Source organism: Xanthomonas phaseoli pv. dieffenbachiae, assembly GCF_008639345.1.
Lineage (GTDB): Bacteria > Pseudomonadota > Gammaproteobacteria > Xanthomonadales > Xanthomonadaceae > Xanthomonas > Xanthomonas phaseoli.
In genome coordinates this window covers 3701004-3719427 of record NZ_CP041380.1, presented here as the reverse complement: position 1 = coordinate 3719427, position 18424 = coordinate 3701004, and the positions used below count along the sequence as shown (strand labels likewise).

Sequence of the window (18424 nt, the reverse complement as noted above, 5' to 3'; positions counted from 1 at the left end):
TAGCGACCAATTCGCAACGCTGCATCCGATTCCCGATTCCCGATTCCCGATTCCCAATTCCCAATTCGCGACCTCCGATTCCCATAACGCTGTGTATGGGAGAATAGGCATCTCCGCTTCCAGCGGTGTTCCCCTCCGCTTCCATAGACGCCCATGACCCAGCCCACCCGCCGCCAGCTGGCCAACGCCATCCGTTTTCTTGCCGCAGACGCGGTCGAAGCCGCCAAGTCCGGTCACCCCGGCATGCCGATGGGCATGGCCGATATCGCCGAAGTGCTGTGGAACGACTTCTACCGGCACAACCCCAACAACCCGCAGTGGTTCAACCGCGACCGTTTCGTGCTGTCCAACGGGCATGGGTCGATGTTGCAGTACGCCTTGCTGCACCTGTCCGGCTACGACCTGCCGATCGAACAGCTCAAGCAGTTCCGCCAGCTGCACAGCAAGACCGCCGGTCACCCCGAGCGCAGCGAAACTCCCGGCGTTGAGACCACCACCGGCCCGCTCGGGCAGGGGTTTGCCAATGCGGTGGGCTTTGCGCTGGCCGAGAAGTTGCTGGCGCAGCGCTACAACCGCCCGGAACTGGAAATCGTCGATCACCGCACCTGGGTGTTCATGGGCGACGGCTGCCTGATGGAAGGCATTTCGCACGAAGCCGCATCGCTGGCCGGCACCTGGGGCCTGGGCAAGCTGGTGGCATTCTGGGACAACAACCAGATCTCCATCGACGGCAATACGGCCGGCTGGTTCAGCGACGACACGCCGGCGCGTTTCGAGGCCTATGGCTGGCACGTGATCCGCGATGTGGACGGGCATGATGCCGACAAGATCAAGGCCGCCATCGAGACGGCGCTGGAAAACACCGACAAGCCCACGCTGATCTGCTGCCGCACCAAGATCGGCTTCGGTGCGCCGACCAAGGCCGGCAAGGAATCCTCGCATGGCGCACCGCTGGGCAAGGACGAGCTGGAAGGCGCGCGCAAGGCGCTGGATTGGCCGTACGGCCCGTTCGAGATTCCCGAAGAGATCTACGCCGGCTGGCGCGCCGGCGGCACCGGCACGCTGCGTCAGGCCGAATGGGAACAGTTGTTCGACAAGTATGCCAAGCAGTACGCCAGCGAAGCCGACGAGCTGACCCGTCGCTCGCACGGCGAGTTGCCGGCCGACTTCATCGCCAAGGCCGATGCCTACATCACCAAGGCGCAGGAAGAAGGCCAGACCATTGCCTCGCGCAAGGCCTCGCAGCTGGCCATCGAAGCCTTCGCACCGCTGCTTCCCGAGTTGATCGGCGGCTCGGCGGACCTGGCGCATTCCAACCTGACCTTGTGGAAGGCCAGCAAGTCGGTGGCCACCGACGACCCGGACGCCAACTATGTGTATTACGGCGTGCGCGAATTTGGCATGACCGCCATTGCCAACGGCCTGGCGCTGCATGGCGGCTTCATTCCGTTCGATGCCACCTTCCTGGTGTTCAGCGATTACGCGCGCAACGGCGTGCGCATGAGCGCGTTGAACCCGGCGCACGCCATCCACGTGTACACGCACGACTCGATCGGCCTGGGCGAAGATGGCCCGACCCATCAGCCGGTGGAGCATCTGGCCTCGCTGCGCTACATCCCCAACAACGATGTGTGGCGCCCGGGCGATGCGGTGGAATCGGCAGTGAGCTGGAAGGCTGCGATCACCCGCAAGGACGGCCCGAGCTGCCTGATCTTCAGCCGTCAGAACCTGCAGCATCAGCCGCGCAGCGCCGAGCAGATCAAGCTGATCGAACGCGGTGGCTACGTGCTGGCCGATGCCGAAGGCGGTACGCCGGACGTGATCCTGATCGCCACCGGCTCGGAAGTCGGCTTGGCAGTAGAAGCCAAAAAGACGCTGGATGCGTCCGGCCTGAAGACGCGCGTGGTGTCGATGCCGTCGACCGACGTGTTCGATCGTCAGGATGCGGCGTACCGCGAGTCGGTGCTGCCGAACGCCGTGCGCAAGCGCGTGGCGGTGGAAGCGGGCGTGACCGGCTTCTGGCGCAAGTACGTGGGCCTGGATGGCGATGTGGTCGGCATGGATACCTTCGGCGCCTCGGCACCGGCCGATCAGCTGTACGCGTACTTCAAGATCACCGCCGAGCACGTGGTTGCGGCAGCCAAGGCGCTGTAACGCCTTGCGTGGTGCTTGAAAGAAAAAGCCGGCGAAAGCCGGCTTTTTTGTTGGATCTCGTAAGCGATGCGCGGTAGGTCATCGTTCAACGGACGCCTTGCGTGTTCCAGTGCGCATCGTTGGCCAGCGCCGCTGCACGGATCCTGGTCAGCACGTTCAGCTGTGCGCCCATCATCGGCGGATGGAGTCGTGTCCTGTGCGTGGCAGCAGGAGACAGTCCTTGCTCGGTGCAGAAAGAGCATCCAAATAGACTGTGCTGATGTGCGCCGGAGTCACCAGATCCTGTTCGCCCTGAATCAGATAGACCGGAATGGCGAACTGCGGCCAGAGTGCGCGCAGGTCGATCAGCGGGCTCATGCTGTCGCCTGCCAGCCCGACGAACTGCAGGAAGGAAGCGTCTTCCCCAGCCGCATCGGCTGCGCGGTAGTCGGGCGTGTTGTACTCCGCTGCGAAGGTAAACCAGTCTTCCGGTGGCGGTCGGTACTCAGGGCTTCGTACTTGCGTGATGCGCCGCAGGATTCCGACGTTGCGTGGGTTGGTCCATTGCGGCGGGCCGATCTTCTCCGGCTTGCCGACCGCATCTGCATCGCTGGCTGCGCGGGGCTGGCTCAACGTCCTGACGTAGCTAAACGCCAGGACGTCCTGGTAATTGACCAGTTGCGCCGTGCCGACATCCGCGTGGAACAGGTTCGGATTTGCCTTGGCGATAGCGACCGCGACAGTGCTGAGCCCGACGGTCCGCCCACCAGGATGCGCTGGGGTTTGCCCAGCGGTTGCGAGGCATGGCGTGCGACCTCGCTGCCGTCCTGGGTCAGCCGCGGCATGGTCGGTGGCTCGCCATCGGCAGGTTTGCTTGCCGCATGCCAATCTGGCTATTTAAAATGTGAATCATTCCCATTAAAATGGTGCGCTGCCACGCTTGCGTGGTGCGTCCTCCCCTTTGTTCGCCGTCCGGCCCTGCCGTGATGGATGCCCTCGACTGCCTGTGCCGGAGCTGTGATGAATCGTCCTACCGTAATGCGTCTCCTTCCCATTGCGCTGCGCCCGCGCGCGCTGTCGCATGCGGTGTTCGCCGCGCTGTGCACCTTGTCGGCAGGGCAGGCGTTGGCCGATACGCCGGCCGGCGATGCGGAGGTCACCACGTTGGACCGGATGACCGTGCAGGGCGAGCAGGCCAAGGGCTACACGGTGGAAAAAACCTCCGCCGGGACGCGCATGAACCTGGCGCTGCGCGAGATTCCGCAATCGGTCACCGTGATCACCCGCGAGCGCATGGACGACCAGAACCTGCAGAGCATCACCGACGTGCTCAATAACGTCACGGGCATCTCCGCTTCGCAGAATGACAGCGAACGGTTGGACTTCTATGCGCGTGGTTTCTACATCGACAACTACCAATTCGATGGCATCCCGGCCTACATGGAGCAGGCGTGGAGCTACGGCGATTCGGCGCTGGACCTGGCGTTGTACGACCGCGTGGAAGTGGTGCGCGGTGCGACCGGTCTGCTGACCGGCTCGGGCAACCCGTCGGCCTCGATCAATCTGGTGCGCAAGCATGCAGTGAGCCGCAACTTCACCGGCGCCGTGTCGGTGGGCGGCGGCGACTTCAACAAGACCCGCAGCGTGGCCGATGTCACCGTGCCGCTGAGCCCTGAAGGTACCGTGCGCGCACGCGTGGTAGGCGTGTATCAGGACGGCGAATCGGACATGGATCGCTACAATCTGCGCAAGAAGATCGGCTCGGCGATCATCGATGCCGACCTCACCGAGAGCACGCTGTTGAGCGTGGGCTACGAGTACCAGAAGAAGGAATCGGACGATGTCACCTGGGGCGGCTTCCCGCTGTTCTACAGCGATGGCACGCGTACCGACTACAAGCGCTCGTTCAATCCGGCGGCCGACTGGACGTTCTGGGACACGCGTCTGCAGCGCACCTTCGCCAGCCTGCAGCAGAGCTTCGACAGCGGCTGGACCCTCAAGGCCAATGTGAGCCACGAAAAGACCGAAGCGACGAACCACCTGTTCTATCCGTACTACACGATCTTTGGTTTCGACCGCACCACCGGCGGTGGCGTGGTGCCGTATTCGGGCAACTACCAGACCGAGCGCAAGGCCGATGGTGCCGATGTCTATGCGGAAGGTCCGTTCCAGCTGTTCGGCCGCGAGCATCAGCTGGTGGCCGGCGCCAGCTACAACCGGCGCGAGTACGTCAATAACGGTACCTTCGACTTCCCAGCACCGCTGGACAGCTACCTGGGCTGGAACGGCGCGTACCCGGAGCCCAATTGGAGCCCGCGCACGGTACAGAGCGAAGGCACCGTCACGCAGAAAGCCGCCTACGTGGCTGCACGGTTCTCGCTGGCCGATCCGCTGACCTTGCTGGTGGGCGCGCGCTATACCGATTGGCAGATTGATGGCCGTAACGCCGGGACCCAGGGGCTTGTGCCGTTCTCCGACTCCCAGACCGAAGTCACTCCATACGCCGGACTGGTCTACGACATCGACGATGTCTGGTCGACCTACGTCAGCTACACCGAGATCTTCAATCCGCAGACCTTGCGCGATGCCACTGGCGGCTACCTGGATCCGTTGAGTGGCAAGGGCTACGAAGCTGGCGTCAAGGCGGCCTGGTTCGATGATCAGCTCAATGCCTCGCTGGCCCTGTTCCGCATCGAGCAGGACAACCTGGGTGTGGCGACGAGCACCCTGGTGCCGGGCAGCAGCGATTTTGCCTACGTCGCTGCCAACGGTGTGGTCAGCGAAGGCTTCGATTTCGAACTCTCCGGCCGCCTGGCCCAGGGCTGGAACGCGACCTTGGGCGCCTCGCACTACACCGCACGCGACGACAGCGGTGCCTCGATCAACACGCAACTGCCGCGCACCACCATCAAGCTGTTCAGTAGCTACACCCCGCAGGGCGCGTGGAGCGATCTGACCGTCGGTGGTGGGGTCAACTGGCAGAACCGTTCGTACTATGTGGACCCTGTGTATGGCACTTTCCAGCAGAGCGCGTATGCACTGGTCAGCGCATTTGCGCGCTATCGCCTGTCGCCGCAGTTCTCGGTGCAGCTCAACATCGATAACTTGCTCGACAAGCGTTACTACGCGCAGTTCAACAATGGCTATGGCGCGTGGGGCGCATCGCGCAACGGCATGCTGACCTTCAACTACACGTTCTGATCTGAAGCGACATCGGGCGTTTGCAACGCTCGCTGCGATTGCGCTAGGGCACAGGCATCTTGCGAAAGGTGCCTGTGCTTTTTCGTATTCCGATTTTCAGCCGACTGCAGGAAATCGCGCTGCCGAACAGGGACGTTCGTCAGCCGCGCTGAGTGCGCAAACCGGCACGTCATGCATGGAGACATCAATTGTCGTGAGGTAGCTTGCTGCGTCATCGAGTCGACCGGCATGCGATGCACTCAACATCAGCGCCGCACATGTGCTGCGAAGTACACAATGCAAAGGGCTCGCTGTGCATGACTGCCGATCGGCGCAGCACGCTGCGCCGATGTACGTGCTGCTTATCGCAAAAGCGGTTGCAGATGCGGTCCCATCACTTCTGCCATCCAGGCCCCGCAGGCGCGCACGCGTTGCGGCCGATGGCGGCGCTGAGCCACAGGCGCAGGCCCTAGCCAGACCCACTGGTGCGACTGCTTCATTGCAGGGGTTGGTCCCCATGCAATACCGGATAGGGGTTGAGCGCCTCGCCTTTCCACCACTGTTTTTCCGGCCCCAGCCGATGGATCTCGAAGTGCAGATGCGGTGCGGCGGGATTGGCGTTGCCGGTGCTGCCGACATAGCCGATGACCTGGCCACGCTTGATCGATTGCTTCTCCGCCAGGCCGTCGGCATAGCGCTCCAGGTGCGCGTAGTAATAGCAGTATTTGCCGCCGGGCTCGAACTGGTAGACGGTCAGGCCGCCCCGGTCGCTGGTGAACAGTTTTTCCACCGTGCCGTCAGCAACTGCCACAACCGGTGTGCCGGTGGGAGCGAGGATGTCGATGGCATCGTGCACGCGGCCTTCGCTGCGCGCATCGGTGAAGGTGTCCTGCAGCTGGTTGGCGCTGATGCCTTGTACCGGAATCAGCAAGCCGCTGCCCGGTGGGGCGGCGTCGGGCGACTGCGTCGGCGTGGTGGCGACCGGCATGCTGGCAGGCGCGACGTCGGCGACTGGCGCCGAGGCAACCATCGGTGCCGGCGCGGCCGCCGGTGTCGAGGCCGCCACCGGCGCGGAACTCGCTGCGTTGCGGTCTGCTGCGATGGGTGCAGCGCCCGATGACGGCTCTACGTTTGCTTCCGGCGCGGTGCGTTCCAGCCACCAGTAGCCGGCCGCACCCAGTACAACGCCCACCACCAAGGTCATCAGCAGTTTCATGTTTATTCCTGCATCACCACCGGCACCGACGGTCCCACCACGCTGGCGAGGTTGACCACGTCCCAATTGGTCAGGCGCACACAGCCGTGCGATTCGGTCTTGCCGACATGGCCGGGCTCCGGCGTGCCATGCAAGCCGTAATGCGGTTTGGACAGATCGATCCAGACGCGGCCGACCGGATTGTTCGGACCCGCGGGCAAGGTAGCCTTCTGCTCGCCCTTTTTCGCGTCCCAGAACAGCTTGGGGTTGTACTTGAACACCGGGTCGCGCGAGATGCCGAGGATTTTCCACCGGCCAATGGGCAGCGGATCATGCTTGCTGCCGGAAGACACCGGGAATTGCGCATAGACCTTGCCGTCGGCGTCGAATAGCCGCAGGGTCGAATCGGACTTGTCCACCACCAGCTTGGCTGGCTTGGCCAGCGGCGGCACGCCGTCGATGTTGGGTACTTGAATGACGCTGCCGGCCTTGCTCAGATCCACGCCAGGATTGAGTTGGCGCAGCAGCGCCGGGTCTGCGTGGAAACGTTCGCCCAGAGCTTCATCGACGGAGGCGTAGCCAAGCGCAGTCAGCTTGGCCTGTTCGGCAGGCCCCTTGGGAATGGGTTGGAAGGGGCCGGCAACATCGGCGTCAGTGAGCGTGTACTGCACCAGGGCCGGCGTGGTGTCGGCCTGCAGGGCTTGCCAGGTCGCGTCATCCAGCTCGCCGGTGACCTTGATGTTGTGGGCGGCCTGGAACCCGGACACTGCGCGCTTTTGATTGGAGCCGCGCTCGCCGTCGATCTGGCCCGGCGAAAAATGCGCGCGATCCAGCAACACCTGCGCGTGCAGATCCGAGCGTGCGCCGGTCGGGACGACCTTGGCCGCAGGAGCGGCGGCCGATCCAGGCGCAGCGGCAGGCGCGGGCTGCTGCGCTTGCGCCAGCGCAGACAAGGAAGCGCCCAATGCAAGGGCAAGCAGGCAGACGCGAGCGTAGGAGCGTGGTGGCATGTGCAGGTCCGTAAGAGGCATGCGCGCACCTTGCCGCAGCTGCCTGCGTTTTCGGCGTGAAATCGCTGCACCGGTACTGACTGGGCAAGCGTGGCGATGCGGCATTGCTGAGGGCATTGCCGCCGCGCAATCGACTGACGCAGCCTACCGTCGTGATGGAGCTCCACGAGCCGATACCGTTACCGGTACCGCGGCGCGATCATGCGGCCGTGCACTCGCCTATCGCGCGATCGCGCTGCGCCAACCGCCAAGTAGTACGTAGGCAATCGCCGCAGCGGCGCACGTTCCGTTGAAAGATCGCCGCTGCAGCGTACCCGGCGTTGTCGATCAGTACGTGTAGCCCAAGGTCAGCATGTAGGTGCGCCCGGTTTGCACATAGGCACCGTCGGCGCCGGGATCGTAGGCCATGTAGCGCTTGGACTTGCCCTGCGTTTCGTAGAACGTGGCGGCATTGAGCAGGTTCTTTGCCGATACACCGACATCGATATGGTGCGGCAGGTGATAGGTCGCGTTGAAATCCAGCGACTTCACCGGCTGCAGGTAGTAATTGAGACGGTCGGTGGTGAGTCCCAGCAGTTGCAGGCCGGTGTAGTTGTAGCTCAGGTCCGTGCGCAGGTGCGTGTCGTCGTAGAACAGATCCAGGTTGTAGATGCGCTCCGGTGCGCGCGGCAGCCAGGTCGTTTCCGGCTGGTCGCTGCGTTTGCTATCTGCCTGGCTGTGCTGCAGCGTCAGGTTGGCGGTGACGCCGAAATTGCTCCAGAGGCCGGGCAACTGCTGCAGCCGCTTGCTCGCTGCCAACTCCAGCCCATAGAGCTTTGCGGTGCCGCCATTCTGCGGCATGGTCACCGGCACGCCATTTTCGAAAGTGGTGCCGGTTGGCACCAGGCCGCCCAGGGTGCTGTCGTTGCTGGTGGCCGATTGCGAGGTATAGATGAACCCATTGATGCGCTTGTAGTACGTCGAGGCGCTGAGCACGCCGCCCGCGTGGTCGTAGAACTCGGCAGACAGGTCGGCGTTGTCGGCGGTGCTGGCCTGCAGGTTGGGGTTGGGCTTGGAGATGCCGACCACTTTTTGCGTGTCGTCGATCGAGTACACCGTCTCGCCGGAAATCAGCCCGAATGCCGGGCGGCTGAAACTGCGGCGCAACGATGCGCGATACACGGTGAGATCGTCCGGCCGATAATTGACGCTGATGCCGGGCAAGACCTTGCCGTAGGTACTGCCGCTGCCGACGAAACTGCCGGTGCTGCCATCGCCGCTGGATTGCCAGGAGTCGGCCGAATACTGGGTCAGTTCGTAACGCACGCCGGGCAGGATGCTCATCTTGCCGAGATGCAGCGCGGCCATTGCATAGCCCGAATAGATCGCCTCGGTGCTGGAAGTGGTGTTGGCGTTGTAATCGTTGGCGGTATAGATGCCTGCGCCGTTCGGGTCGTCGACGTATTTGTAGGGCAGCGCCTGCGCACGCATCCAGCCGCGATCCAGCAGCTTGAATGGCCCTGCGTAATGACCATCGAATGCGTTGTACGTGATGCGGCCGGGAATCGCGCTCAGTGGCGGGCCGCCGGCGGTGGGAAACGCGTAATTGGGTCCGCCAAAGTACGGGCCGTTGGTGACGAAGTTGCCATCCTTGTGGAAGAACGGGTGGTCATAGGCGTCGCGCGCGGAGTGATCGGCCGACAGGCCAAGTTTGACGCTGTCCAGCACCGCGCCATCGACCTGGTACGCGATATCGATATGCGCGTTGAAGCGGTTATCGTGGCTGCCGGCGTCGTGGCCCTGCACCTTCCACAACAGCGAAGAATCCAGGTTGTAGAAGAAGTCCTTCAACGCCGGCGAGCTTGGGCCGATGCTCGGGTAGGTCGGGTCGCTGAGGTCGAAGGCGAAGCTGCCCGGGGTGAACCCGTACAGGCTGGCGGATACGTAATCCGGCCGGCTGCGGGTGCCGCGGCCGAACGAGGTGCCGTAGTCGAAATGCAGGCGGTCGAACGTGGTCTGCCCACCCAACTGCACCGTGGCCAGGGTCTCGTCGATATCGTGTGTATTGAAGTATCCGCCACGCACCGCCGTGGGCTGGTTGCGATAGGTCTCCAGGCGCGCACTGGACTGGTCCTGCGTGCCGGTGACGCCGTAACTGCCGTAGATGGCACGTGCATACAGCGCGCTGCTCTCGCCCTGCCAATCCATCGACAGGTTGCCGCCATAGCGTTCGATCTGGCTGGCGTACACGCTGTATTTGTAGCGCGTGCTGATCAACGGGCCGACATCGCGCAAATCGGTGGCTGCGGCGAGCGCAGGGTCGGCGGGTACGTATTTGCTGTTGGGCGCCGGGGCCTGCGCCATGTTGTTGTTCTTGCCGTAATAGGCCGATGCGTAGATGCCGAAGGCATCGCCCTGCCCGAACTTCCAGGCCAGCTCTTGCTGGAACGTGCCGCCGCTGTCCTTGCCACCCAGGTGGTGGGCCAATGCGTTGAACTGACCTTGCGCGGTACTCTTGGCATAGACGTCCTGGTCGAAATCGAATGCATTGGGGGTGCGCATATCGATCGCGCCGCCGATCGAATCGCCGGGCATGTCGGGCGTTGGCGATTTGGAGACCTGCACCGACTGGATGCCGAACGGTGCCAGCATGTTCAAGGAGATGGCGCGTGTGGAGGAGTCGGTTTCCGGCATGCCGAACCCATTGAGCGTGTACGCGTTATAGCTGGCGTCCATGCCGCGGATGCTGATGTAGGCGTTCTCGCCGGTGGTCGCCTGGCCAAGATGCATGTCGCTGTAGGACGACAACCCCGGCATGTGCGCCATCACATCGGCAATGCCGCCAGAGGGGATTGCGTCGATCTGCTGCTTGCTCATCACGCTGTTGACGCTATTGGACAGGCGCTGTTCGTTGAGCGAGCCCGGCGCCGCGGCCTGGGTGGCTTGCACATTGACCGAGTCCAACGTGGTGGTGGTCATCTCTGCAGCGCATGCAAGCGATGGTGCGCAAAGCACCGCGGCAATGGCGCAGCTCAAGCGATGGAGGGGGCGGGAAAACTGCATCTTGGAGGCTCGCGTGATGGGGGAGGTGGGGCGCGCGCCCGGTCAGCGGGCACGGTCATGGATCGCCGACGCTTCCATTGCTACAGGGCTGATGTGTCGGACCGCGTGCGCTGCCCTCAGTGGTGCAGGTCGATGCTGTCGCAGCCCACATCGGGTCGCTGCGGATTGCAACGCGCCACCGCGTCGCCCTCGAAGCGCACCACGTAGCCGTTATCGGCCGGCTCATTGATCGGGAAGTCGGTACTGAGCAACTGTGCGCCGCTGGCCAACATAGCGTCGCGCCGGGCAGTGTCGTTGTGCTGCGCTTCCTTCAAATCCGCATCGGTGCGCGTACGCACCAGGTAGCCGGCCTTGACCAGCTTGGTGATGTCATCGGCAGGGCCGTCGTTGCGCTCGACGAAGGCCGCATCGTCTTCGCCCGGCACCGCATTGGTGAAACACACCCGGCCGCGCAGCGACGGGTGGCCGGGCAGGTAACTGGCGCCGGCAGCGCGTTGGTCGAGCAGGAACACCACCTTGCCGCGAGCCTGGGCCAACGACGGCCAGCCATGCGCGAGCACGCCCGCGTTTAGCGTCGGCGCGCGGCCGCGTACCTGGTCGGGACTGATGTATTCGCCGGGTTTGAAGACCGAGCGCACTTCGGCATCCAGCGCATCCATCGCCTTTGCATCGAAGGGTTCGGGTTGCACGGTGGGAAACGCCAACTGGATCGGCGCCTGCTTGGTTTCGAGCAAGATGAAGATGGGCACGTGGCCCGGGTGCTGCTTCGACCAGCTGCGGATTTCCTGCAGGCAGGCAATCAAGGGCTGGCAGTTGCTGCGTTGATCCAGATCCTGCACATGCATGACCTTGAAGCCGGGCCTGTCCATCACTCCAGTGGGCGCGCTCGCCGGTGCGGTCGGCAGCCCGGCCTTGGCGATCTGCGCGACGATGGCCGGGTGTGCGTAGCGCCCACCCTGTGCATCGGCGAAGACGTCCAGTTCGAGTTGGCGCACGCCATCGTCAAGTTGCTGCGTCAAGGCGGGATGGCGGTAATCCAGTGCGGCAAACAGGGCTGGGTCCAGTTGCTTCAACAACGCCGCTTCGCTGGGCGCAAAGCCGGCGTGGTAGCTGTTGTGGCTGCCGATGTACTGCAGGTCGCTCAGGCGCGGCGCGGCTTGCGCGACAAGACTGCTCAGCAACAACGCGGCGCAAATGGCGGGGCGCGGCGTCTTTCTTCGCTTTGCACGCAACAACTTCGTTTTGCGATTGATGCCTGACGTGACAGCAGTAAACGCGCGAAAAAGATGCATGCAGCACAGCCGGAAAGCGACGAGGTCGCCATCATCACGGCCCAGTTTGACGCATATCTTTCCGCTGTGTGTCCGTGATGCGTCAGTGCTTGCCGCGATGTGTTCGTGCCGGTGGCAAAGCGCGGCACTGTTTTTTATGAAGCGGCGGTCTGTCGCAAGGCATAGGTCAGCAGCCGGGCCTGCAGGCGATCGCCAAGGCTGTCTGGCGCATCCAGTGCCATGCGTTGCAGGCAGGCGATCTGGTTAGTATCCGACGCGTCGCGCGCGAGCAGTGCGCGGGCCACCGTGGCGATCTTTCCGCCAGTGCTGGCGGTTGCGCCTTTGAGCCAGCCCAATGCGGGCAGCAGGCGCTGTTCGATCTCCGTGAAGTCGCTGCCGAGGGGGTAGTCGGGCAAGCTGCTGTCGCGTCGAAATGGCGCCAGTGCCTGTTCCAGTGCACGTGGTGTGTTGCGCTGCGCGCGTGGCGGCAATTCCGGCGCGGTACGCAGCTTGCGCGACCGTTCCGCCTGGACGAGCAATTCATCCTGGAAGCGGGCATCGCAGATGGCGGCCATTTCCAGCACGCAGTCCTGGTCGGTCTTGTGGCGCAGATCGGCGATGCCGTATTCGGTGATGTAGAGATCGCGTAGATGACGTGGAATGGTGGTGTGGCCGTAGTTCCAGCGCACGTTGCTGGCGGTGTGTGCACCAGCCTCGCGCGTGGCGCGCAGCATCAAGGCACTGCGTGCGTGGGGCAGCGCATGCGCCATCGCCACGAAGTTGTACTGCCCACCAACCCCGGACACGATGCGGCCATCTTCCAACCCGTCGGAGACTGCCGCACCCAGCGCGGTCGCCATCATGCAGGAGTTGAAGAAGCGTGCGTCCTTGCGTTTGAGCCGGCTTAATGTCTCGTTGCCGCCGTAGAGCTGGTTGATCTCGCTGATGCGGCGCATGCCGATCGCCGCACGTGTCGGCGCATCCAGATCGCGCAACCATTGATAGAACGCAGGCGAACCGAGATAGAACGCGCCATGCAGGAACTCGCCTTCGGCAGCAAGACGTGCGTGGTCGGCGAAGTCGGCGCTTCCATCGGCAATGCGTTGCATCAGTGGCAGATCGTCGTGCACCTTGCGACGGATCACGCCGCTGTCCACCAGTTGCTTGAAGCCTTCGTTGAGCATCTCGCTGCAGCCGTACAAGCCGACGGCGAACGGCTCCAGGCCACCGCTGGCCTGCACGGCCGGGTGCTGTTCCAGTGCAGGATCCAGCGCATGCAGCACGCGGCGGTAGGTCGTGTTGTCGGTATGCCGCAGCACCAATGCATGGCTCAGTGCATCGGCCAGCGTGCCAATGCCAATCTGCAAGGTGCCGCCGTCGCGCACCAGGGCGCTGGCATACAAGCCGATGGCGTAGTCGACGCTGCTCACCGCTTGCCGCGGCAAGCCGAACAGCTGGGGGAACGGGCCTGGCACATCGATGATCAGATCGAAGAACGCCGCATCTACCGCTGCGGTGCCTCCCATCCATGGCAGTTGCGGATCGACTTCTGCCACCAGCATCGGGCGCGGCAGGCCGAGTGCCTCTACCGCATCCAGCGTGTCCTGGGTGATGTCGTTGTTGCACGACAACGACAGCCGCGTGCTGCCCGGTTCGCGCGCCACTTTTTGCACGATCAGGTTGGGCGCGCGCTGCGCCACCGCTGCGGCGGCATGCGTGTAGTTGAGGCTGGTGTAGTCGGCCTGGGCCTGGGTGGAATGCAATAGCCCGCCGGACTGCATGTAGAACTCTTCCACCTGCACATGCGCGGGCAATGCATCGCGCAGCATGGCGTCGACATAGGCAAGGCGAGGGAAATTCTCACCGAAGTGACGCGCAATGAACGGTGCGGCAAAGCGCGCCTGGATTCCGGCACCCGGGCTGGGGGGATTGAGCGAGAGCGCCGTGTAGATTGCCAGTGGTCGCGCCGGCGTGTCCTTGAGTTCTGCGTAGAGCGCGTTCAACAGACGGTGCGGCTTGCCGATGCCCAGCGGCGCGCCCACGCGCAGCGGGCCGTCGATGCGCTGCAGGATGTGCGAAACCGCCGTGCTCAAATCACTGACATAGGTGCTCATGCGCGAAAGCGTAGCCGAAAGTGTTGTCGGGCAGGCACCGACAGCCTTCAGGCCAGGCCCGACACCGCGCAACGAATTGCTATTGCAGAAATTACAACTCGATAACACATGGCTCATGGTCACTTAATCGAGCTGGCCCAGCATGCGCTGCATGATCACTTCCACAACTTCCAGGTTGTATTCCCGCCACGGCTTTGCCAGTGCCAGCCTGGTCAAGGCGGGGCACCCGCAGCGCCAGGAGGTGGAACGCTTTATCGCAGCGGTCTACCTGCGGCGTTACGGCGCGCAGCTACACAGTTTCCTGCCGCAATTGCTGGTTTATCGCGATGCTGATGGCGCGCTGATGGCCGCCGTGGGCATGCGGATCGGCAGTGCTGGCGCGTTATTCGTGGAGCAGTACCTGGACGAACCTGCCGAGTCGGCCCTGGCGGCCCGCATGGCTGCGCCGGTATCACGCTCTGGCTTGGCCGAGGTGGGCAACTTCGCGGCGATCAGCTCCGGCAGCGCACGCGCACTGATTCCGCAGATGACCCATGCGCTGCACAACGCCGGCGTGCGCTGGGTGTTGTTCGCCGCGACCCGTGGCCTACGCAATACCTTCGACCGGCTGCAGCTTCGGCCGCTGGTGCTGGCGCCGGCCCTGCAGTCGCGCCTTCGCGACGATGGCACCGACTGGGGCAGTTACTACGCCACGCACCCGCAGGTGGTATGCGGCGACGTGGCCGCCGGCCATGCCTTCTTGCTGGAGCGACAGGCGCTGCACCCGCAGTCCGCACGCCTGGGCGTCGAACCCACGCCTTACCTGATGAGAGTGAGCGCATGAATGCACGTTTCGCCCAGTTGCTCAGTGAGCCACCTGCGCAGGCACCGCGGGTGTTGAGCGCTACCGGCGCGCTGGACGCGCAGACGCTTGCCGATGCGGTCGCGCGGTTGGCCGCTGGCCTGCAGGCCGCGGGGTTGACGCGGGTGGCGAGCCGGCTCGACAACGGCCCGGACTGGTTGATCCTGGATCTGGCGCTTCGTCTGGTCGATGCCGTGCATGTGCCATTGCCGACGTTCTTCTCCGACGCCCAGGTAGTGCACGCGCTGACCACCAGTGGCGCGCAATGCGTGGTCACCGACGCGGCCGCTGCTGCGCCACCCGGTACCGGCGGCCCGCTCCCGGCGCTGCAGCACGATGGGCTGCGCTTGTGGCGGGTGGCTGCGGCCGTCGAGCGACCGACGTTGCCGGATGCAACGGCCTGCATCACCTATACCTCCGGCACCACCGGCCGCCCCAAGGGCGTGTGCCTGTCCGCTGACAGTTTGCTCACGGTGGCAGCGTCGCTGGTGGATGCCTCCGCTGCCATCGCCCCGCGTCGGCATCTGTGCCTGATGCCGTTGTCCACCTTGCTGGAAAATGTGGCCGGGCTATATGCGACCTTGTTGTCCGGTGCGCAGGTGGCGCTGCCGTCGCTGGCGCAGATCGGGTACACCGGTGCCAGCGGCCTGGATGTGCCGACGCTGCTGCGCTGCCTGCACCAGTATCAACCCGAGAGCGTCATCCTGGTGCCGCAGTTGTTGCTGGCCCTGGTCAGTGCTGCCGAACAAGGCGTGGCACTGCCGGCATCGCTGCGCTATATCGCCGTCGGTGGCGGGCACATCGGCCCCAGTTTGCTTGCGCGTGCCGCCGCATTGGGGCTGCCGGTGTTCGAGGGCTATGGCTTGACCGAATGCGGCTCGGTGGTCTGCCTCAACCGGCCGGGTGCGGTGCGTGCCGGCAGCGTCGGTCAGCCCTTGGCGCATGCGCAGGTGCAGATTGTCGATGGCGAAATTCAGGTCGATGGCGTGCAGGCACTTGGTTATCTGGGTGAGGACGCGCCACCGCCAGGGCCGGTGCGCACCGGCGATCTGGGGCACGTGGACCAGGACGGTTTCGTGCACATCACTGGGCGTCGCAAGCATGTCTTCATCACCGCTTTCGGCCGCAACGTCTCGCCCGAATGGGTGGAAAGCGAACTGCTGCAGCACCCGTTGCTTGCACAGGCAGTGGTGTGGGGCGAGGCGCAGGCCGACAACGTCGCAGTGCTATGGCCGCGCCGGCCCGACAGCGACGACGCAGCGCTCGTCAAAGCACTGGCCGAGGTCAATGCCGGCTTGCCCGACTACGCACGGGTGGCGCGCTTCGTCCGCGCCGATGCACCTTTCAGCGCACGCGAAGGCCTGCTCACGGCCAACGGGCGCCCCCGCCGCGACGCGATCCTCGCGCGCTATCAATCTGCCGTCGATCGCAGCTATCTGTCGCCGGCCACCGTCGTCTCTCAAGGAATTTCTCCATGACGTTTTATGCATCCCTGCTGGCGCAGACCCAGGCCGAACGCGAGCGCATGACCCAGGTGCCGATCATCCAGGCGGCCCTGGCCGGCAACATCGCGCGCGCCGACTACGTTGCGTTTCTCGGCCAGGCCTATCATCACGTGCGGCATACGGTGCCGTTGCTGATGGCCTGCGGTGCACGCCTGCCGGCGCGGCTGGAATGGCTGCGCGAAGCCATCGGCGAGTACATCGAGGAAGAGATGGGGCACCAGGAGTGGATCCTGGATGATCTTGTGGCGTGCGGGCAGGCGCGCGAAGCCACTGTGCTGGCCGGCCCGTCGCTGGCCACCGAGTTGTTGGTCAGCTACGCCTACGACACCATCCAGCGCGGCAACCCGGTCGGCTTCTTCGGCATGGTGCTGGTGTTGGAAGGCACCAGCGTGGCGTTGGCCACGCGTGCGGCCAATAGCATTGCGCAGTCGCTGGAATTGCCACGCAATGCCTTCAGCTATTTGTTGTCGCATGGCGATCTGGATATCGAACATGCCGGCTTCTTCGAGAAACTCATGAACCGGCTCGAGGACCCACTCGACCAGCAGGCGGTGGTGCATGCAGCCAAGCGTTTCTACGTGCTGTACGGCGATCTGTTTCGCACGCTGCGCAGTGACGGCGTGCGCCTGGCGGAGGCGGCGTAATGGATCTCCATGGCAAGTGCGTCATCGTGACCGGCGCCACTGGCGGCATCGGCAGCGTACTTTGCGCCGGCCTGGTGGAGGCGGGGTCAACCGTCGTCGCGGTGGGGCGAACAGAGCAGACCTTGCAGCGGCTGGCTGCCGCGCATGCGCCTGGGCGCGTCGTGCCGGTGGTCGCGGACCTGGCCAGCGACTCGGGCCGTGCCGTGTTGCTGGCACGCACGCATGAGATGCGCCCGGCACCGTCGGTGCTGGTGCTTGCGCATGCGCAAAGCCATTTCGGATTGCTGCAGGATCAAGACCCGGCGGACTTGGCGGCCGTCGTGCATCTGAATCTCACCGTGCCGATGCTGCTGGTGCAGGCGTTGCTGCCGGCCTTCGCGCGTCAGCCGGAGGCAGCGATGGTGGCGGTGGGCTCCACCTTCGGCAGCATTGGATTTGCCGGTTTTGCCGGCTACAGCGCCAGCAAGTTCGGTCTGCGCGGTCTGTTCGAGGCACTGGCGCGCGAGCATGCCGGGACCAGCGTGCGTTTTCAGTATCTATCGCCGCGTGCCACGGCCACGACGTTCAATCCGGCGGCGGTGGATGCGCTCAATGCAGAGTTGGGGACGGCGGTGGATCGTGCCGAGGACGTGGCCGCAGCGCTCTTGCAATCGATCGTGCGCGGCGATGCACGGCGTCAGTTGGGATGGCCGGAAAAGCTGTTCGCCCGGCTCAACGGGCTGCTGCCCGAACTGGTGGATCGCGCCTTGTACAAACAGCTTCACCTCATCCGTCGCCATGCGCGGCCCAGCGGCACTGCCGCCAACCAGGAGTTTTCGCATGAACCGCAGTTGCCGTAAGTCGCGCATCGTCACTGCGCTGGGCTTGTGCGTGATCGCCGGTGCCGGCTGGGCGGCAGGCCTGTCGCCACAGGTGGCGCAGCTGCAGGACCGCTGGGCAGTGATCACCTATCAACTGCCAAAACCGCAGCGGGTTGCCGCGTTGGAGGCGCTGGCACAGCAAGCCGATCAGGTGCGCCATGCCCTGCCAGAGGATGCAGATGCATTGATCTGGGACGGCATCGTGCGCTCCAGTCTTGCGGGAGAAAAAGGCGGCCTGGGTGCCCTGGCGCAGGTCAAGCTCGCGCGCACGGATTTCGAACAGGCCATCAAGCGCGCACCGCGTGCGCTCGACGGCGCGGCCTACACCAGTCTGGGCGCGTTGTATTACCAGGTGCCTGGTTGGCCGATCGGCTTCGGTGACGATGCCAAGGCACGCACCTTGCTCTATCAGGGCTTGGCGATCGACCCTGACGGACTGGACAGCAACTACTTCGTCGGCGACTTCCTGCGCGACCAAAAGGACTGGGCTGGCGCGGAGAAGGCCTTCGAGAAGGCCGCGGCCGCAGCGCCGCGCCCTGGCCGGCAAGTTGCCGACGCCGGCCGCCGCAAAGAACTGGCCGCCAAGCTGGCAGATGTGCGGGCGCAGCTTGCCAAGCACTGAGCGGGCT

13 protein-coding genes and 1 pseudogene are annotated in these 18424 nt (G+C 64.3%); 8 read left to right on the top strand and 6 right to left on the bottom strand.

Translation table 11 applies throughout. The features are described 5' to 3' along the window. The first annotated feature begins 153 nt into the window (after positions 1–153). Positions 154–2154 (top strand): transketolase, encoded by a 2001-nt coding sequence (tkt, locus tag FLG15_RS16660; RefSeq protein WP_057679431.1) that lies wholly within the window; start codon positions 154–156, stop codon positions 2152–2154. 171 nt (positions 2155–2325) lie between these two features. Here the strand turns inward: tkt and FLG15_RS16655 are convergent, their stop codons facing one another. Further along, the gene (locus tag FLG15_RS16655; RefSeq protein ID WP_150146834.1) at positions 2326–2766 is read right to left on the bottom strand and encodes an alpha/beta fold hydrolase; all 441 of its coding nucleotides are present in this window, start codon (positions 2764–2766) and stop codon (positions 2326–2328) included. Between the two features lie 45 nt (positions 2767–2811). Here FLG15_RS16655 and FLG15_RS16650 point away from each other — a divergent pair. Continuing rightward, positions 2812–3034, top strand: a pseudogene (locus FLG15_RS16650) (hypothetical protein). A 119-nt stretch (positions 3035–3153) separates the two neighbouring features. Next, a complete protein-coding gene (fhuE, locus tag FLG15_RS16645) occupies positions 3154–5334 on the top strand; it encodes a ferric-rhodotorulic acid/ferric-coprogen receptor FhuE (protein WP_057679428.1) in 2181 nt (726 codons plus the stop codon). Positions 5335–5809: 475 nt separating this feature from the next. Here the strand turns inward: fhuE and FLG15_RS16640 are convergent, their stop codons facing one another. From FLG15_RS16640 to FLG15_RS16620, 5 genes are all read right to left on the bottom strand, one after another. Next, complete coding sequence (locus tag FLG15_RS16640; protein WP_057679427.1) at positions 5810–6529, bottom strand: M23 family metallopeptidase; 720 nt, start codon at positions 6527–6529, stop codon at positions 5810–5812. Between the two features lie 2 nt (positions 6530–6531). After that, on the bottom strand, positions 6532–7461 hold the full coding sequence (locus FLG15_RS16635; protein WP_039572088.1) for a L,D-transpeptidase family protein: 930 nt from the start codon (positions 7459–7461) through the stop codon (positions 6532–6534). A 384-nt stretch (positions 7462–7845) separates the two neighbouring features. Continuing rightward, positions 7846–10560, bottom strand: a complete 2715-nt coding sequence (locus FLG15_RS16630) for a TonB-dependent receptor (RefSeq protein ID WP_057679426.1) — start codon at positions 10558–10560, stop codon at positions 7846–7848. Positions 10561–10676: 116 nt separating this feature from the next. Then, positions 10677–11852 carry a phosphatidylinositol-specific phospholipase C1-like protein gene (locus FLG15_RS16625; protein ID WP_150146832.1) on the bottom strand — a complete coding sequence of 392 codons (1176 nt, stop codon included), beginning with the start codon at positions 11850–11852 and terminating at the stop codon, positions 10677–10679. 134 nt (positions 11853–11986) lie between these two features. Continuing rightward, complete coding sequence (locus tag FLG15_RS16620) at positions 11987–13945, bottom strand: acetyl-CoA hydrolase/transferase C-terminal domain-containing protein (protein WP_150146829.1); 1959 nt, start codon at positions 13943–13945, stop codon at positions 11987–11989. A 175-nt stretch (positions 13946–14120) separates the two neighbouring features. Here FLG15_RS16620 and FLG15_RS16615 point away from each other — a divergent pair, with 175 nt between their 5' ends. From FLG15_RS16615 to FLG15_RS16595, 5 genes are read left to right on the top strand one after another with little or no spacing between them, the layout of a single operon-like run. Beyond that, positions 14121–14768, top strand: coding sequence for a thermostable hemolysin (locus tag FLG15_RS16615; protein ID WP_057678808.1), 648 nt, complete (start codon positions 14121–14123; stop codon positions 14766–14768). Continuing rightward, the gene (locus FLG15_RS16610) at positions 14765–16264 is read left to right on the top strand and encodes an AMP-binding protein (RefSeq protein ID WP_057678807.1); all 1500 of its coding nucleotides are present in this window, start codon (positions 14765–14767) and stop codon (positions 16262–16264) included. Before FLG15_RS16615 ends, FLG15_RS16610 begins: the two co-directional genes overlap by 4 nt. Beyond that, positions 16261–16935: an iron-containing redox enzyme family protein gene (locus FLG15_RS16605; RefSeq protein WP_057678806.1), complete on the top strand. Its 675-nt coding sequence runs from the start codon at positions 16261–16263 to the stop codon at positions 16933–16935. Before FLG15_RS16610 ends, FLG15_RS16605 begins: the two co-directional genes overlap by 4 nt. Continuing rightward, positions 16935–17774, top strand: coding sequence for an SDR family oxidoreductase (locus tag FLG15_RS16600; RefSeq protein ID WP_057678805.1), 840 nt, complete (start codon positions 16935–16937; stop codon positions 17772–17774). The genes FLG15_RS16605 and FLG15_RS16600 overlap by 1 nt, the downstream gene beginning before the upstream one ends. Beyond that, a complete protein-coding gene (locus FLG15_RS16595; protein WP_057678804.1) occupies positions 17755–18417 on the top strand; it encodes a tetratricopeptide repeat protein in 663 nt (220 codons plus the stop codon). Before FLG15_RS16600 ends, FLG15_RS16595 begins: the two co-directional genes overlap by 20 nt. Positions 18418–18424 lie beyond the last annotated feature (7 nt).

Excerpts from the sequence above, each read along its gene's own strand:
- FLG15_RS16595 (WP_057678804.1), top strand. The coding sequence starts at position 17,755 with ATGAACCGCAGTTGCCGTAAGTCGCGCATCGTCACTGCGCTGGGCTTG.
- FLG15_RS16630 (WP_057679426.1), bottom strand. The coding sequence starts at position 10,560 with ATGCAGTTTTCCCGCCCCCTCCATCGCTTGAGCTGCGCCATTGCCGCG.
- tkt (WP_057679431.1), top strand. The coding sequence starts at position 154 with ATGACCCAGCCCACCCGCCGCCAGCTGGCCAACGCCATCCGTTTTCTT.
- FLG15_RS16600 (WP_057678805.1), top strand. The coding sequence starts at position 16,935 with ATGGATCTCCATGGCAAGTGCGTCATCGTGACCGGCGCCACTGGCGGC.
- FLG15_RS16625 (WP_150146832.1), bottom strand. The coding sequence starts at position 11,852 with ATGCATCTTTTTCGCGCGTTTACTGCTGTCACGTCAGGCATCAATCGC.
- FLG15_RS16620 (WP_150146829.1), bottom strand. The coding sequence starts at position 13,945 with ATGAGCACCTATGTCAGTGATTTGAGCACGGCGGTTTCGCACATCCTG.
- FLG15_RS16640 (WP_057679427.1), bottom strand. The coding sequence starts at position 6,529 with ATGAAACTGCTGATGACCTTGGTGGTGGGCGTTGTACTGGGTGCGGCC.
- FLG15_RS16610 (WP_057678807.1), top strand. The coding sequence starts at position 14,765 with ATGAATGCACGTTTCGCCCAGTTGCTCAGTGAGCCACCTGCGCAGGCA.
- fhuE (WP_057679428.1), top strand. The coding sequence starts at position 3,154 with ATGAATCGTCCTACCGTAATGCGTCTCCTTCCCATTGCGCTGCGCCCG.
- FLG15_RS16605 (WP_057678806.1), top strand. The coding sequence starts at position 16,261 with ATGACGTTTTATGCATCCCTGCTGGCGCAGACCCAGGCCGAACGCGAG.